Annotated in this window: 11 protein-coding genes; 5 read left to right on the top strand and 6 right to left on the bottom strand. The window is 66.8% G+C overall.

Annotation, left to right across the window (positions count from 1 at the left end; all coding sequences use genetic code 11):
• Position 1: 1 nt before the first annotated feature.
• From AZC_RS09270 to AZC_RS09275, 3 genes are all read right to left on the bottom strand, one after another.
• Positions 2-661: a hypothetical protein gene (locus AZC_RS09270; RefSeq protein ID WP_043879131.1), complete on the bottom strand. Its 660-nt coding sequence runs from the start codon at positions 659-661 to the stop codon at positions 2-4.
• Positions 645-1,787, bottom strand: a complete 1,143-nt coding sequence (locus AZC_RS25470) for a hypothetical protein (protein ID WP_012170316.1) — start codon at positions 1,785-1,787, stop codon at positions 645-647. Before AZC_RS25470 ends, AZC_RS09270 begins: the two co-directional genes overlap by 17 nt.
• Positions 1,788-2,031: 244 nt before the next feature.
• Positions 2,032-3,456 (bottom strand): aldehyde dehydrogenase family protein, encoded by a 1,425-nt coding sequence (locus tag AZC_RS09275; protein WP_012170317.1) that lies wholly within the window; start codon positions 3,454-3,456, stop codon positions 2,032-2,034.
• A gap of 307 nt (positions 3,457-3,763) precedes the next feature.
• Between AZC_RS09275 and AZC_RS09280 the strand changes: the two genes are divergently transcribed.
• The 5 genes from AZC_RS09280 to AZC_RS09300 all read left to right on the top strand — a co-directional run bounded on the left by AZC_RS09280 (position 3,764) and on the right by AZC_RS09300 (position 9,501).
• A complete protein-coding gene (locus tag AZC_RS09280) occupies positions 3,764-4,861 on the top strand; it encodes an Ldh family oxidoreductase (protein WP_043879132.1) in 1,098 nt (365 codons plus the stop codon).
• A gap of 90 nt (positions 4,862-4,951) precedes the next feature.
• On the top strand, positions 4,952-5,743 hold the full coding sequence (locus AZC_RS09285; RefSeq protein ID WP_148209831.1) for a TOBE domain-containing protein: 792 nt from the start codon (positions 4,952-4,954) through the stop codon (positions 5,741-5,743).
• A gap of 179 nt (positions 5,744-5,922) precedes the next feature.
• Complete coding sequence (locus AZC_RS09290; RefSeq protein ID WP_043879134.1) at positions 5,923-6,765, top strand: xanthine dehydrogenase; 843 nt, start codon at positions 5,923-5,925, stop codon at positions 6,763-6,765.
• Between the two features lie 300 nt (positions 6,766-7,065).
• The gene (locus AZC_RS09295) at positions 7,066-7,776 is read left to right on the top strand and encodes a carbonic anhydrase (protein WP_043879135.1); all 711 of its coding nucleotides are present in this window, start codon (positions 7,066-7,068) and stop codon (positions 7,774-7,776) included.
• 12 nt (positions 7,777-7,788) lie between these two features.
• Complete coding sequence (locus AZC_RS09300; protein ID WP_012170322.1) at positions 7,789-9,501, top strand: xanthine/uracil permease; 1,713 nt, start codon at positions 7,789-7,791, stop codon at positions 9,499-9,501.
• A gap of 33 nt (positions 9,502-9,534) precedes the next feature.
• Here AZC_RS09300 and AZC_RS09305 read toward each other — a convergent pair whose 3' ends face one another.
• Genes AZC_RS09305 through AZC_RS09315 form a run of 3 tightly spaced genes read right to left on the bottom strand, consistent with a single transcriptional unit; the run spans position 9,535 to position 14,372 of the window.
• Positions 9,535-10,560, bottom strand: a complete 1,026-nt coding sequence (locus AZC_RS09305) for an Ldh family oxidoreductase (protein WP_012170323.1) — start codon at positions 10,558-10,560, stop codon at positions 9,535-9,537.
• Entirely contained in the window at positions 10,557-12,302 is a 1,746-nt protein-coding gene (locus AZC_RS09310) for a hydantoinase B/oxoprolinase family protein (RefSeq protein WP_012170324.1), read from the bottom strand. The genes AZC_RS09305 and AZC_RS09310 overlap by 4 nt, the downstream gene beginning before the upstream one ends.
• Positions 12,303-12,323: 21 nt before the next feature.
• A complete protein-coding gene (locus AZC_RS09315) occupies positions 12,324-14,372 on the bottom strand; it encodes a hydantoinase/oxoprolinase family protein (protein ID WP_012170325.1) in 2,049 nt (682 codons plus the stop codon).
• Positions 14,373-14,382 lie beyond the last annotated feature (10 nt).

Below are 14,382 nucleotides of genomic sequence, written 5' to 3' on the forward strand. Positions count from 1 at the left end.
GTCAGGCGGTCTCCTCGATCGGGAAGGGCGTCGGCTGCCAGTATTTTTCGACGCCATAAACCTTGGCAGAACTCTCTTCCCAACTGCGCAGGACGGCGGCGATCCCCTCGCGATCGTCGCGCGCGATCAGTGGCCCCAGCTTCTGCGGAATTTCAAGAACACCGTCCTGTGGCGGTGGGTCGAGGTTGATGATGTCGGGGTGCCAGAGGCGGCAGCAGGCGCGGCGCGCGGCGTCCAGATCGCCCATAGCCGCCTCGAAGATCATACGACGGACAAAGCGTCCGTCCGCAGGCTCTCCAATGCCCATGAGTTTCATATAATCCCGGATTGTGCGAATGGGCTCAAGGAGCGGCAGGGCTTTTGCTTCGATCTGGTCGGCGAGCTCCTCGCCGATCCCCGGTTCCTCGAAATTCCAAAGTCCCGGCTCGCGGCGTCGGACGCGCTCCGACCAATGGAAGCCGAGAATGGTGCGCGGGAAAAACATATGGGCCGCACTCGGGTGGACGAAGAAAACGTCCTTCGTGCTCGCGCTCATGAGATGAATGCCGCAAATGATGTGCTCAACGGGCAGCCGCACGAGCACCCGGCCGACCAGCGCGAAATTTGGATTGCGATCCAGAAATGGCTTGGTTATATGTTTGATTTTAGTCAGGCGTTTCATTTTTTGGCCTTACCTCCGCAATTATTATGTTTTTCGTATTTTTATTTAAAAGGAATGCGTGTTGCGCGATTTCAAGCATTCTCGCCTTCGAGAGGGAACTTTTTCCGGTCTTTATATCGTACACGCAAACGGTGTCGTTGCTTGCATTTTCCAGAACGTCAACGCGTATGCTCCCTTTTCTGCCATAGCCGGCTTCCTTAATTTCTTCTTTTTCTTTTACATATGATCGTTCGGCGACCAGATTTGGGATGTCTAATTTTTCAACGGATTCTTTGACGCGAACGTGAACAGCCGTTCCGTAAGTGGCGGCTGACACGTAATTGGCGCGATCACCTGCATTCACTGATGCGGTGTTTGTTATTTTATTGACTTCATCAAAATATTTGCAGGCCTGATTCACTCGTTGATAGCTTGCTGTTCCGACGCGTCGGAGTGAAATGCTTTCATTTTGATCGCCGGAAAATTCCGCCGCATTTAGAGATATATAAGGTGCGCGGGATTCCTCCACACGGCGGGTCGCCATATAAGTATAGAGAATAAGTCCGAGCTCTACAGTGGCGATGGCTGCTTCTGGTGCGAGAACGATGAGCGGAAGGAAAGCCGGTTGCACCACGGGTTCGGATTCGATTCCGGTCTTGCTCCAGGTGGTTCGGCTGATCGGCTGCCCCTGACCATCGTAAATCGTCTGCGTGCTGCCGCTGTTCTCGACAAACAGGACGTTTCCGTCGGCGCCTTCTACGAGGTAGCGGCTATCCCACGGCAGGCCGCTCTGCTCCGTTGCAGTCTGCGCGAAGACGCGGCTGCCGTTGGGACCTGCCGCCATCTCCCAAAAGGCCCCGTTGGCGTCGCGGCCCGAACCAACGGAGCGCCACGGATCTTCGTTCTGTATGGCCGACGGCGGATTGTCCTCCGCAGGATGCAAGGACGACGGAATAAGGTCGTTACCGTCGGGGGATACGCTATCGATCCACTGTCCCCCAGAGGGCGAGCCGGCAGGCGCCCGCGGCTGATCCACCCGATAGCGCTGCTCCAGACCGAAGCGCAGCAGCTTCAATTGGAGCGCCGCGTAGCTGATCTCGCTCCGCACCCGGTGAAGTTCGCGATCTTCAAACTGCTCCCAGGCCACGGCTCTCTCCCAATCCGATGTGACGGGAGACAGTATGTAGGAAAAAATACCTAGGGAGATAACTTGGGTACCGGCGGGCCGGTTGGCCGGTGGCTTCAGTCGTAAAGTCGAGATTTATCTGAGCCTTGATCGCAGGCCGCAGGATTTCACGGCGCGGGACGGTCCAGATTTATCCCCCCGCGCGGATGACCGTTCTGCTCCGCCTCACGGAAGCGGCGGGCCTTCGCCCGCCGCTCCAAACCCCTCACCCCCAGCCGATGGCGCCCTTGATCTCAAGGAAATCGTGAATGCCCCAGTCGGCATATTCGCGGCCGTTGCCGGACTGCTTGTAGCCGCCGAAGGGGGCGAATGTGTCCCAGGCGGGATAGTTGATCTGCACCGTGCCGGCTCGCATCCGCCGTGCCACCGTGCGGGCGTGGTCGATGTCCTGCGATTGCACGTAAGCGGCGAGGCCATAGATGGTGTCATTGGCCATTTCGATGGCCTCTTCCTCGTCGCCATAGGAGAGGATGGAGAGCACCGGGCCGAAGATTTCCTCCCGCGCGATGGTCATGTCCTGCGTCACATGGCCGAAGACGGTCGGGCGCACATAATAGCCGCGGTTGAGGCCCTCTGGCCGGCCGGGGCCGCCGGTGACGAGGGTCGCGCCCTCCTTGATGCCGGTCTCGATCAGCGCCTGGATCTTGTCGAACTGGATTTCGCTCACCACCGGGCCGAGTAGCGTGTCCTCGGCGCGCGGATCGCCCACCTTCACCCGCTCGGCGGTGGCCTTGGCGATGGCGAGCGCTTCCTCGTGCCGCTCGGCCGGCACCAGCATGCGGGTCGGCGCATTGCAGGACTGGCCGGAATTGCCGAAGCAGCCGAGCACGCCCTTTGTCACCGCCTTCTCGAAAGCGGCATCGCGCAGGATGATGTTGGCGGACTTGCCGCCCAGTTCCTGGGAAACCCGCTTCACCGTGTCCGCCGCCGTCTTGGCGACGATGATGCCGGCACGGGTGGAGCCGGTGAAGGACACCATGTCCACGTCCTTGTGGCCGGCCATCACCTGGCCCACGTCCGGGCCGTTGCCGTTCACCAGATTGAACACGCCGGCCGGCGTGCCGGCGGCTTCCATCACCTCGGCGAAGATAAGCCCGGTGATGGGTGCGATCTCGGAAGGCTTCAGCACCATGGTGCAGCCGGCGGCAATCGCCGGGGCGACCTTGCAGGTGATCTGGTTGAGCGGCCAGTTCCAGGGCGTGATGAGGGCGCACACGCCCACGGGCTCATACAGGATGGTGGTGGTGCCACGCGTCTGTTCCAGCTCCATCTGCTCGAAGGCGGTGATGGTCGCCTCGATATGGGCGCGGCCGGAGGAGACCTGCGCATTGCGGGCGAAGGCGAGCGGCGCGCCCATCTCGCGGCTCACCGCCTGGGCGATGTCCTCGAAGCGGTCGTTATAGGCGGCGAGGATGCGCTTCAGCAGGGCAAGGCGCTCGGCCTTGGAGGTCTGCGAAAAGGACGTGAAGGCCCGCTTGGCCGCCGCGACCGCCTTGTCCACGTCCGCCGCGGTGCCCATGGCGATCTCCGTGAAGGCTTCCTCGGTCGAGGGATCAATCACCGCCAGCCGGCGCGGCTCCACCGGCTCAACCCACTGGCCGTCGATATAGAACTGGAGATGGTGGCTCATCATGCGTCCTCGGCTGTTGCCGCTCGAAGGGCGGGGCCTGCCGCCCCGTCGGAGTGCGTCATCTGAACCGGTTCGCCCGCCGCTGCCAAGCTTGAAAGGTGGGCTGCCGCACCGCGGTGCGGTTCCGAAGCATTTGCAACGGCTTGGCGTGTGCCTTAGGCTGGTGTCCGCGTCAGCGGGTCCGCCCCATGAGGCCTGCGACGGCTTGGGAGAAGAGCCATGGTAGCACTCGCGGCCAGCGCCCTGAGGGCGCGTCCGGGCACGGCTTTATGCCGTGCCGCGCATCGCACGCGGGAGGTCCGGCACCATGGCTGAGCCGCGCTCCCCCATCCCGGTCTATGCCGCCCGCTATCGCGAGGCGGACCTGTCCGCCTTCTGCGAGGCCGCGTTGCGCGCTGCCGGTGCCGATGCGCCGACCGTCGATGCGGCGACGCGCGCCATGATGCACGCCTCCCGCCTGGGCGTGGACAGCCACGGCGTGCGGCTGCTCAACCATTATGTCTCGGCGCTGGAGGGCGGGCGCGTCGCCCGCGCGCCGCATCTCACCTATGTGCGCGAGACGGGTGCGGTGGCGACGCTGGATGCCGGTGCCGCCCATGGGGCCCTTGCCGCCTATACGGCAATGGACCGGGCCATGGATCTCGCGAGCGGCTTCGGCATCGGAGCGGTGGCCATCCGCAATTCCTCTCATTTCGGGCCGGCGGGGGCCTTTGCCCTGGCAGCGGCAGAGCGGGGGTTCGTCGGGCTCGCCTTCTGCAATTCCGACAGTTTCGTGCGTCTTCATGAGGGCGCCGAGCGCTTCCACGGCACCAATCCCATCGCCGCCGCCGCGCCCGTGCGCGGTGCCCGGCCGTGGCTGTTCGACATGGCGACCAGCTCCGTGCCGTTCAACCGCGTGCTGCTCTACCGCAGCCTCGACATTCCGTTGCCGCGCGACGCCGCCTCGGACGCTGAGGGGGTGGATACGCAGGATGCGAATGCGGTGGACATGCTGGCGCCGCTTGGAGGAGCGTTCGGCTTCAAGGGCGCCGGGCTCGCAGGCCTCGTGGAGATATTCAGCGCGCTGCTTTCCGGCGCGCTTCTCAGCTTCGACATCGCGCCCATGGTCGGGCCGGACATGGCGACGCCGCGCAATATCGGAGCCTTCGTGCTGGCGGTGCGCCCCAGCGCCTTCCTGGAGCCGGAGGTCTATGAGGAGGGCATGGCGCGCTATCTGCGCACGCTGCGCCGCTCCCGCCCCACCGCCGGCGGCGAGGTGCTGGCTCCCGGCGACCGTGAATGGCGCGAGGCGGACAATCGGGCGCGCATGGGCATTCCCGTGGACCCGGCGACGGCGGAGGCCTTCGCCCAACTCTCCCTGCGCTATGGCCTTTATCTGCCCGAGACGCAGTCCACCGCGTACTGAACGGCCGATCACAGACGGGATGTGACGTCGCCCGCCTTGCGGCGCCGGCGCGCCGGGCGTTCAATGCCGTCGTCAGGCATGGGGAACGTGGTGACGGCGGGAAAGATCGACGCCCTTCTGGCGCTGAAGAGCGATGGCCGGCTGCTGGTCGGGCGCGACCGCATCCGGCTGCTGGAAGCGGTGGCGGAGCATGGCAGCATCACCCGGGCGGCAAAGGCCACGGGCTTCAGCTACAAGACCGCCTGGGAGGCGGTGGATGCCATCAACAACCTGCTGCCGACGCCCGCCTTCATCACCCGCACCGGCGGCAGGGCGGGTGGGAATGCGGCTATTACCGACGAGGGGCGGCGGCTGATCGCCACTTTCCACCGGCTGGAAAGCCGGCTCGCCGCCCTCTCCAGCCTCATCGCCGAGGATGGGCTCGATGGCCTGAGCGAGACGCTGCTCTGGACCGTGGGCGTGCGCATCTCGGCCCGGAACATGTTCCAGACCGAGATCACCCGCGTGCAGCGCTGGCCCGTGGACGTGGAGGTGAGCCTGAAGGTGAGCGAGAGCGTCTGTCTGTGCGCCGTCGTTACCAATTCCGCCGTGGAGGAACTGGACCTCAAGCCGGGGAGGCGGGTGCTGGCGCTGGTGAAGGCCTCCTTCGTGCATGTGCATGCCCCCGATGCCGTGCCGCCCGAGGCGCGCAACCGCTTTCCCGGCATCATCGCCGCACGCACCGATGCGGAGGTGAACAGCGAGATCCAGCTCGACATCGGCAATGGCAAGACCATCACCGCCGTCGTGCCACGTCGGCTGGTGGAAGCAGCAGGTTTCGCGGAGGGCGATGCCGCCGCCGCCACCTTCGATCCGGACCATGTGATCCTCGCCGGCGATTAGGACCGCGTGGCCTGTCGCTTTCTCGACAGGCGGCTGTCGGCGTGCAGGACGTTATGTTGTGAAGCTGACGGCAGGAGGCTGCGAAGGTTGTCCGTTTCAGCCTGCAACAGCGTCAATCGCAATTGGCCCCGCGTTTGCTTCATCCTCATTATGTAATCGTCTTACATAATGAGGCGGCAATGGATGGGACAGCGGCAGCCTTTCTGCGCAGCCGGCCGGAAGTGGCGATCGTGCTCGGCACGAACGAGATCGCATCCGCCGTGGCGATTCACCTTCACCGGACGGGCTATGCGGTGGTGATGTCCCACGATGCCGCACCGCCGGTGATCCGCCGCCGCATGGCCTTCCATGATGCGCTGTGGGGCGATCCCGCGCCTGTGGAGGGCCTCGAGGCGGTTCCGGTGGAGCGCGTGAGCGAACTCTTTGCCATCTTCACGCACGGCGGGCGCCTCGCGATCACGCGCATGGGGCTCGTCGAACTGATGGTGATCGCGCCCTTCGCGCTGCTGATCGACGCCCGGATGGACAAGTATGCGGTGAAGCCGGATCTGCGGCATCTGGCGGATGTCACCATCGGTCTCGGGCCGGGCTTTGCCATCGGCCGCAATTGTGATGTGGCTGTGGAAACCCACCCCCGGCTCACCGGGCAGGTCGTGGCCGAGGGCGAGACGCAGGCGGGCGACCGTGTATCCCGCCGCCTGGGCAATTCCGGTGCGGAGCGCTTCGTCTATGCCGGCCTGCCCGGCCGCTGGCATACGGCCCACAGCATCGGCTCGCGGGTCTTCCGGGGCATGGTCCTCGGCCATCTGGAGCGGACGCCGGTGCTGGCGCCTCTCGACGGCGTGCTGCGTGGTCTCGCGCGCGACGGCATCGAGGTGCCCGGCGGCGTGAAATTGCTGGAGATCGACCCCCGCAACCGCTGGCAGGCCCGCTTTACCGGCATGGACGAGCGTGGCCGCGCCATCGCCGAGGCCACGCTCGCCGCCGCACGCGCCCACCGGGCACCGGCACCGCTGCACTGAGCCGCCACGCTGCCGCTGCTTCGGTAGCCGTCGCCCGCGCCATCCCTGAGCGTGCTTTGCCGGCTCTGGCGGGTCATCGGCGCCCGTGCGCCACGGCGGCTTGCGGCCGCGACGCTTCGCTCAAAGCCGGCTGCGCTTTCTCTGAGGCGCGCGGTCTGCCGTCAGACACCTCATCTATTTCTGCGCGGATCGAAAGTTCTTCCTCGAACATTCCGGGGCGTGCAAAGGCACGAGATTCGAGGCATGATCGGCAATACTGCCCCGCTCGCCTCGATACGCGCGCATCTTGAGGAACATGGGATGATCGACGACAGTCATACGGGTGATACTCCGTCCGCGTGCGCCGCCGAATGCCGGGATGTTGATCATCTTCTTGAGGGTGTCCGCCGCTTCAAGGCACGCTTCTACGACGAAGCGCCTGCGCTGATGCAGGGGCTGGTCGAGAAGGGCCAGAAGCCGGCGGTCCTGATGATCTCCTGTTCCGACTCGCGCGTCGATCCTGCGCTCCTGACGGGGGCCCTGCCGGGCGAACTGTTCGTCGTGCGGAACGTCGCCAATCTCGTGCCCGCCTATGCCCCGGACGACGGGCTGCACGGAACAGGCGCGGCGCTGGAATATGCGGTGCGTGACCTCGGCGTCGATCACATCGTGGTGCTGGGGCACGCCCATTGCGGGGGCATCAAGGCGATGCTGGCGACCGCCGGTGGCGAGCGCCCGCCGCGCGAGTTCGTGGGGCCGTGGGTGGAGATGGCGCTCGCCGCCAGCCGCCTGCATCTGCCCGCCGAGGATGGCGAACAGCGCGAGATGCCCCTCGACCATCTCAAGGCCGTGCCCTTCCTTGCCGAGCGTGCCTCAATCCTCGGCTCGCTGGACAATCTCATGACCTATCCCTGGGTCCGCGAGCGCGTCGAGGCCGGATCGCTGAGCCTGCACGGCTGGTGGTTCGATCTCGAAAGCGGTGACCTCTGGGTCACGGATGCTCCCGGAACGCCTCTGATGCCGGCCACCTGAGCCGGCCCCCCCATGCGCAAACCCCAGAATCTCGTCTATGGCGTGGACGATCTGCCGCCCGCGCGCGTCGGCCTTTTGAGTGCGCTCCAGCAGGTGGCCTTCCTCAGCGCGCTGCTGAGCGTGCCCAGCATCGCGCTCGCAAACCTCGGGCTCGATGACGACCAGTTCCTGCGCCTGGCAGCGGCGACCCTGTTCTGTTCCGGCTTCGTGCTGGTCCTCCAGGGCTTTGGCATCGGCGGGGTCGGCGCCCGGCTGTTCTATCCGCTCCAGTGCACCACGGCGGCCATTCCAGCGCTCGTCTATGCCTCGTCCGCCGGCCTGTCGCTCGCCGAGAACTTCACCATGGTCGGCATGGTGGGCGTGTCCCAGGTGCTGTTTTCCTTTGTCATCTTCCGCCTGCGGGCGATCTTCACGGTGGAGGTGGCGGGGCTCGCGGTATTTCTCATCGGTGTCGGACTCGGCCAGCAGGGCCTCTTTCTCGTGCTGGACCTGCCGCCGGACAGGCCCGACGCCATCGCCCATCTCACCATCGTCGGGGTGACGCTGGCGACGCTGGTCATCCTGCATGTGTATGTGCAAAGCCGGTTAAGGCTGTTCACCAACCTCATCGGCCTCTGCGTGGGGATGGTACTGAGCGTCGCGCTGGGCCAACTCGATCCCCATGACCTGCGCCTGTTCGCGGATGCGCGCGTCGTGGATTTCCCCCGTCCGCCGCTTTTCGGCTGGGCCTTCAACCTCGGCGCGGTCATCCCCTTCATGGTCACCGGCTTCGTCTTCGCGCTCACCTCCATGGGCGTGCAGACCATTGCCCAGCGCAACAATGACCGCGACTGGAAGAGCCCGGACCTGGTCTCCATCGGCCGGGGCATCCGTGCGGAAGGCGTGATGCATATGATGGCGGGTTTTCTGAACGCCATGCCCATGGTGGCGTCGGGCGGCGCAGTGGCGCTGGCGGCGGCCTCCGGCTGCACGGCACGAGCGCTCGCCTTCTGGACCGGCGGCCTGTTGATGACCTTCTCGCTCCTACCCAAGGTGATCGGCTTCTGGTTGCTGATGCCTGTCTCGGTCACAGGCGCGCTCTTCATCTTCCTGTCCACCTTCACGACGGTGAACGGCATCCAGCTTGTGGCGAGCCGGGTGCTGGATGCCCGCAAGGTGTTGGCGATCGGAATGGGCTTCGTCGCCGCCATCGCCTACGAGCCACTGCACCGGTTGCTGGACGGGCAGGTGCCGGGCCTGCGGCTGTTCACCTTCTCCGCCTTCGCGGTGTCCATCCTCGTCACGGTAGTGCTGCTCGCCATCTTCCGCATCGGCGTCACCCGCAAGGTGGTGCGGCGCTTTCCGGCCAGCGGTGCCCGGCATGACGACGTGGCGAACTTCATCGAGGCCGAGGGCGCGCGGTGGAGCGCGCGGGTGGACGTGGTGCAGCGCGCCGCGCAGGTGACCTGGCATGCGCTGGAACTGATCGGCCGCGATTATGTGGATCCCGAACGGCCGGTGATCGAGGTGACCACCCGCTATAACGATATCCTGTTCGACATCGTGCTGCGCTACGAGGGCACGGCGCCGGCCCTGGCGAGCCGCCCGCCGACGGCGGAGGAACTGCTGGAAAATCCTGCGCTGGCGGAGCAGTTGACGGGCTTCCTCATTACCCGCCTCGCGCCGGACCTGAAGATCCAGCGCATCGGCAGTTCGTGGGAACTGCACTTCCGCCTGCCGGTATGAGGCGGGAGCGGGTGTACCCGCCCCCGCATAGGATCAGCCGGCGATGGCCGTCAGCTTGTCCAGCAGCGCCTGAGGGATCTTCACGCCCTCGCGCGCGGTGCGCACCCGTGCCGCCGCGCGCCGCCCGCCGGGAAGGCGCGCACCCTCCTGATCGGTGATGGCGGCGAACAGATGGGCCATCCGCGCCGCCGCGCTCGGCCCGGCGAGCGGGCCGGGATCGACGGCGATGAACATCTGGCCCGTGCGCGGCGAGCCGCCCGTATTGTCCGCGAAGGAGGAGGCATCGATGGAGAGATGCGCGCCCGTGAGCCAGGCCGCGAACATCTCCACGATGAGCGCAAGCCCCGCGCCCTTGTAGCCGCCTGCGGGCACCATGGTTCCGCCGGCGAGCGCCGCCTTCGGGTCCGTGGTGGGCTGGCCGGCCTTGTCCAGGGCCCAGCCGAGGGGAATGGCTTCTCCCCGCTGGTCGTGGACCACGATCTCGCTTTTCGCCACCACGCTGGAGGACTGATCCAGCACCAGCGGTTCGCCATCGGCGCGGGGCACGGCGAAGGCGATCGGGTTGGTGCCGAACACCGGCTTCGTGCCCCCCACGGGTGCGATGGAGGCGGGCGCATTCACGAAGCCGAGCGCCATCAGGCCTGCCTTCGCGATGCGCTCCACGTGATAGCCGACAACGCCGCAATTGTAGGAGTTGGTCACCGCCAGCGCCGCGATGCCCTGTGCTCGCGCGGCATCGAGAAGGGCCGGCAGGCCGAGGTCGATGGCCGGATGGGCGAAGCCGTCCGCGGCATCCACGCGCACCAGGCCGGGGCGCGGGCGGGAGAGGGTGGGCGTGGCCTTGCCGTCGATCTTGCCCACCTTGGCATGGGCGCAATAGGTGGGCAGGCGGGCGAGGCCGTGGCTGTGCACGCCTTCCGCCTCTGCCGCCACGACCGAGGCGGTGACGGAGGGCTCATTGGCCGGGCTGACGCCGCTCGCCTGTAAGGCGGCTCGGGTGAGGGCCTCCACCTCGGCAAGGGAGAGGGAGGCCATGGGGACGGATGCCGGGGCGCTCATGCGGCGACCCCGGTCTTAGCGCGGGCAGGGCTCTTGCTGCCACAGGTCTTGACGGTGGCGGCCGCGGCGGCAAGCTCGGGCGCGCCATAGAGGGTGCGGGCCGCCTCGGGCGTCACGAGGCCTTCCGCCAGATCCTCGGCGAGCTTGGCCCGGTCGCGGCCCTTCGGGTCGCCGAAGCCGCCGCCGCCGGACGTCTTGATGGTCACGAGATCACCGGCGGAGAGCGGAATGCCGGAGACCTTGGAATTGAGGCTCGCGGTGGTGCCGTCCGCATGGGTGACGGTGGTCGAAGAGAGCGAGCCCGGCTCGCCGCCCTTGATGCCATAGGGCGGGAAGCGGAAGCGCTCGAAATTGGTGGAGAGGGAGCCTTCCGCCGCCTCCAGCCGGAACTCGCGCACGAGGCCGAGGCCGCCGCGATGGGTGCCGGCGCCGCCTGAATCCGGCAGCAGGCCGTAGCGGGTGAACACCACGGGGTATTTGGCTTCCACCATCTCGATGGGGGCATTGGTGTTGTTGTGGAGGCCGCAGGAGAGGGCGCTCGCGCCATCACCGCCCGCATGGCCGCCCCAGCCGCCCACCTCGATGTCGAAATAGACCTGGCGCTTGGCGTTCGGCTGCACCAGCGAGACCGCATAGACATAGGAGATGGCGTAATAGGCCGCTGGAATGCGCTCCGGCGCGATCTGGGCCAGCGCGCCGAAGACGCAGGTGGCGATGCGGTGGTTCACCACCATGCGGCCGACGACGGGGGCGGGGAACTGGGCGTTCACGACGCTGCCTTTGGGCAGATTCACGCTCACGGGCCGGTAGCAGCCGGAATTGGCCGGAATGTCCGAGCCCAGTGCCGCCAGCAGGGCGTAATAGACCGCCGAGCAGGTCATGGCCGGCGTGTTGTTCACCGGGCCACGCACCTGCGGGCTGGAGCCGGCGAAGTCGAGCGCGATGGTGTCGCCCTTCTTGGTGATGGTGATCTCAAGGCGGATGGGCGTGTCCGACTGGCCGTCGTCATCCACCGTCTCCACGAAGGAGGCGGTGCCGTCCGGCAAAGCGGCGATGGCCGCGCGCATCATGCGCTCGGAGCCGTCGAGGATGGCGGACATGGCGGCGGAGAGGTTGGCGCTGCCATACTTCTTCGCGATGCGCGCCACTGCCCGCGCGCCGATGCCGAGCGCGGCGATCTGGGCGTTGAGGTCGCCGCGCGTCTCATCCGGCTGGCGCACGTTGTAGAGCAGCATCTCGAACACGCCGGTGTTGAGCGTGCCCTTGTCCACGAGGCGCAGTGGGGGAATGCGGATGCCTTCGTGGAAGATCTCGGTGGCCGCCGCATAATAGGAGCCGGCAGCTCCCCCGCCCACATCCACATGGTGGCAGAGGGTGCCGACGATGCCGACGCGCTCGCCATCCACGAACACCGGCCGGAAGGTCTGGATGTCCGGCAAATGCTGGCCGCCGGCATAGGGATCGTTGGTGACGATGACGTCGCCCTCGTTCCAGCTCTCCAGCGGAATGTACTGCTCCAGAATGGTCTTCAGGCAGTCCGACATGGAGTTGAGGTGCACCGGAATGCGCGCCGACTGGGCGATGTTGCGCCCCTGCGCATCAAAGACGGCGGTGGAGAAATCGAGGATCTCGCGTACGACCGTGGAGCGGCTGGTGCGCCAGATGGTGATGCTCATTTCCTCGGCGGCGGCGACCAGCGCATTGCGGATCACCTCGAGGCGGACGGGATCGATGGGGCTCATGGCTCTTGTCCTTGGAGGCGATCAGTGGGTGGCCGCGCGCTCGGCGATGAGCGCGCCCGTGGCATGGGCGCGGATGGTCCAGCCGGCAGGCACATAAGTGGCCGTGTAGGTCTCCTCCACCACGGCCGGGCCGGGCACGCCCTCGGGGCCGATGGCCTCGCGCGCCCAAACCTTGGTCTCGACAAAGCCGCCGCGCCCATAGACGGGGCGGGTCTTCGAACCGGAGACCGTACCGGCCGAGGCGGGCGCCGGGGTCGGCTTGGCGAGGCGGCCGATGGCGGTGAGGCGCAGGGCCACGATCTCCACCGGTACGGCGGGCTCGTCATAGGAGAAGCGCTGCTTGTGGATGGCGTGGAAGGCGCTCGTCGCCGCCGCGACACCACGGGGCGAGAAATCCGCCGTGTCCAGCGGCACGCGCAGGTCGAAGGCCTGGCCCGCATAGCGCAGGTCCACCGCCCATTCGAAGCCGCAGTTCTCCGGTCGCACGCCGTCTTCCGCCAGGAGGCGGTTGGCTTCGGCGGCGAGCGCCTGCGCCTTCTGGGCCATGGAGGGGGCGAGATCGGAGAACAAGCCGATCTGCGTGGCGGAGAGGTCGTGGGTGATGTCCGACCACAGGATGCCCCAGGCGGACAGCGTGGAGGCGTGGGCGGGGAAGATCACCTTGCGCATCCCGAGTTCCTCGGCCACCTCGCAGGCGTGCACGCCGCCGGCGCCGCCGAAGGACAGGAGGGCGAAGTCCTCCGGGTCCATGCCCTTCTCGAACAGCGAGAGGCGGGTGGCGGTGGCCAGGCTCGAATTGGTGACGGCGATGACGCCTGCCGCCGTCTCCTCCGGCGAGAGGCCGAGCTTGGCGGAAACCGCCTCGGCGGCCTTGGCGGCGGCGTCCCGGTCGAGGCCCATCTTGCCGCCCATGAAGCTGGAGCCGTCCAGCCGGCCCAGCAACAGGTTGGCATCCGTCACGGTGAGCTGCTGGCCGCCGCGCCCGTAGCAGGCCGGGCCGGGTTCGGCGCCTGCGCTGTGCGGACCGATGCGCAGGCGTCCGCCGTCATCCACCCAGGCGATGGAGCCGCCGCCCGCGCCGATGGTGCGCATCTCGATCATGGGCAGGCGGACGGGCAGGCCATCCACCTCGCCCTCATTGACCATGGCGACGGCCCCTTCATGCACCACGGAGACGTCGAAGCTGGTGCCGCCCATGTCCACCGCGACGAGGTTCGGCTCGTCGAGGTCGGCCGCGAGGCGCTTGGCCGCCGCCGCCCCGCCCGAGGGGCCGGAGAGCAGCAGCCGGGCGGGCTCGCGCCCGGCCTTGGCGAGGCCGGAGACGCCGCCGTTCGACTGCACGAGATAGACCTGCGTGGAGGGCACCTCTTCCTTGAGTTTGCCCGCGAGGCGGTCCGTATAGGTCTGCACCACGGGCACCAGCATGGCGTTGAGCACGGTGGTGGACATGCGCTCATATTCCCGCAGCTCCGGCGAAATATCGCTGGAGAGGGTGATGGCGACGCCCGGCAGCAGTTCGCGCAGGATTTCTCCGGCCCGGCGCTCATGGGCCGGGTTGGCATAAGCGTGCAGGAAGCAGATGGCGACCGACTTCACCTCCGCCTCGCGCAGCTTGCCGGCGAGGAAGGCGACGGAGCGGTCGTCCAGCGGCTTCAGCACGCGCCCGTCCGCGCCGATGCGCTCGGAGACGCCGAAGCACAGGCGGCGCTTCACCAGCGGCGCCGGGGGCGAGGCGGTGATGGCATAGACGTCGGTGCGGCCGTGCCGGCCGATCTGCATCACGTCCTCGAAGCCGGCCGTCGTCACCACTGCGCCGAGAGGCAGCTTGCGCTCCAGCACCGCGTTGGTGGCGATGGTGGTGCCGTGCAGCAGGTACTGCACCTGATCCAGCGAAAAGCCGAAGCGGGCACTCGCTTCCTTGATGCCGGTGAGGAGACCGATGGACGGATCCGAGGGCGTGCTCGGCGTCTTCATCTGGTGGATCTCACCCGTCGAGGCGTCGAGAATCTCGATGTCGGTGAAGGTGCCGCCGATGTCGACGGCGATGCGGATGGGGGCCTGGGAGGTCATGACACGTTCC

Origin of the sequence: Azorhizobium caulinodans ORS 571 (assembly GCF_000010525.1) — a bacterium.
Taxonomy (GTDB): domain Bacteria; phylum Pseudomonadota; class Alphaproteobacteria; order Rhizobiales; family Xanthobacteraceae; genus Azorhizobium; species Azorhizobium caulinodans.

What these genes read in the sequence shown, in the direction of transcription:
- AZC_RS09280 (WP_043879132.1), top strand. Translation starts at nt 3,764, where the DNA reads ATGGCTGAGCCGCGCTCCCCCATCCCGGTCTATGCCGCCCGCTATCGC.
- AZC_RS09315 (WP_012170325.1), bottom strand. Translation starts at nt 14,372, where the DNA reads ATGACCTCCCAGGCCCCCATCCGCATCGCCGTCGACATCGGCGGCACC.
- AZC_RS09290 (WP_043879134.1), top strand. Translation starts at nt 5,923, where the DNA reads ATGGATGGGACAGCGGCAGCCTTTCTGCGCAGCCGGCCGGAAGTGGCG.
- AZC_RS09275 (WP_012170317.1), bottom strand. Translation starts at nt 3,456, where the DNA reads ATGAGCCACCATCTCCAGTTCTATATCGACGGCCAGTGGGTTGAGCCG.
- AZC_RS09305 (WP_012170323.1), bottom strand. Translation starts at nt 10,560, where the DNA reads ATGAGCGCCCCGGCATCCGTCCCCATGGCCTCCCTCTCCCTTGCCGAG.
- AZC_RS09310 (WP_012170324.1), bottom strand. Translation starts at nt 12,302, where the DNA reads ATGAGCCCCATCGATCCCGTCCGCCTCGAGGTGATCCGCAATGCGCTG.
- AZC_RS09300 (WP_012170322.1), top strand. Translation starts at nt 7,789, where the DNA reads ATGCGCAAACCCCAGAATCTCGTCTATGGCGTGGACGATCTGCCGCCC.
- AZC_RS09295 (WP_043879135.1), top strand. Translation starts at nt 7,066, where the DNA reads ATGATCGACGACAGTCATACGGGTGATACTCCGTCCGCGTGCGCCGCC.
- AZC_RS09270 (WP_043879131.1), bottom strand. Translation starts at nt 661, where the DNA reads ATGAAACGCCTGACTAAAATCAAACATATAACCAAGCCATTTCTGGAT.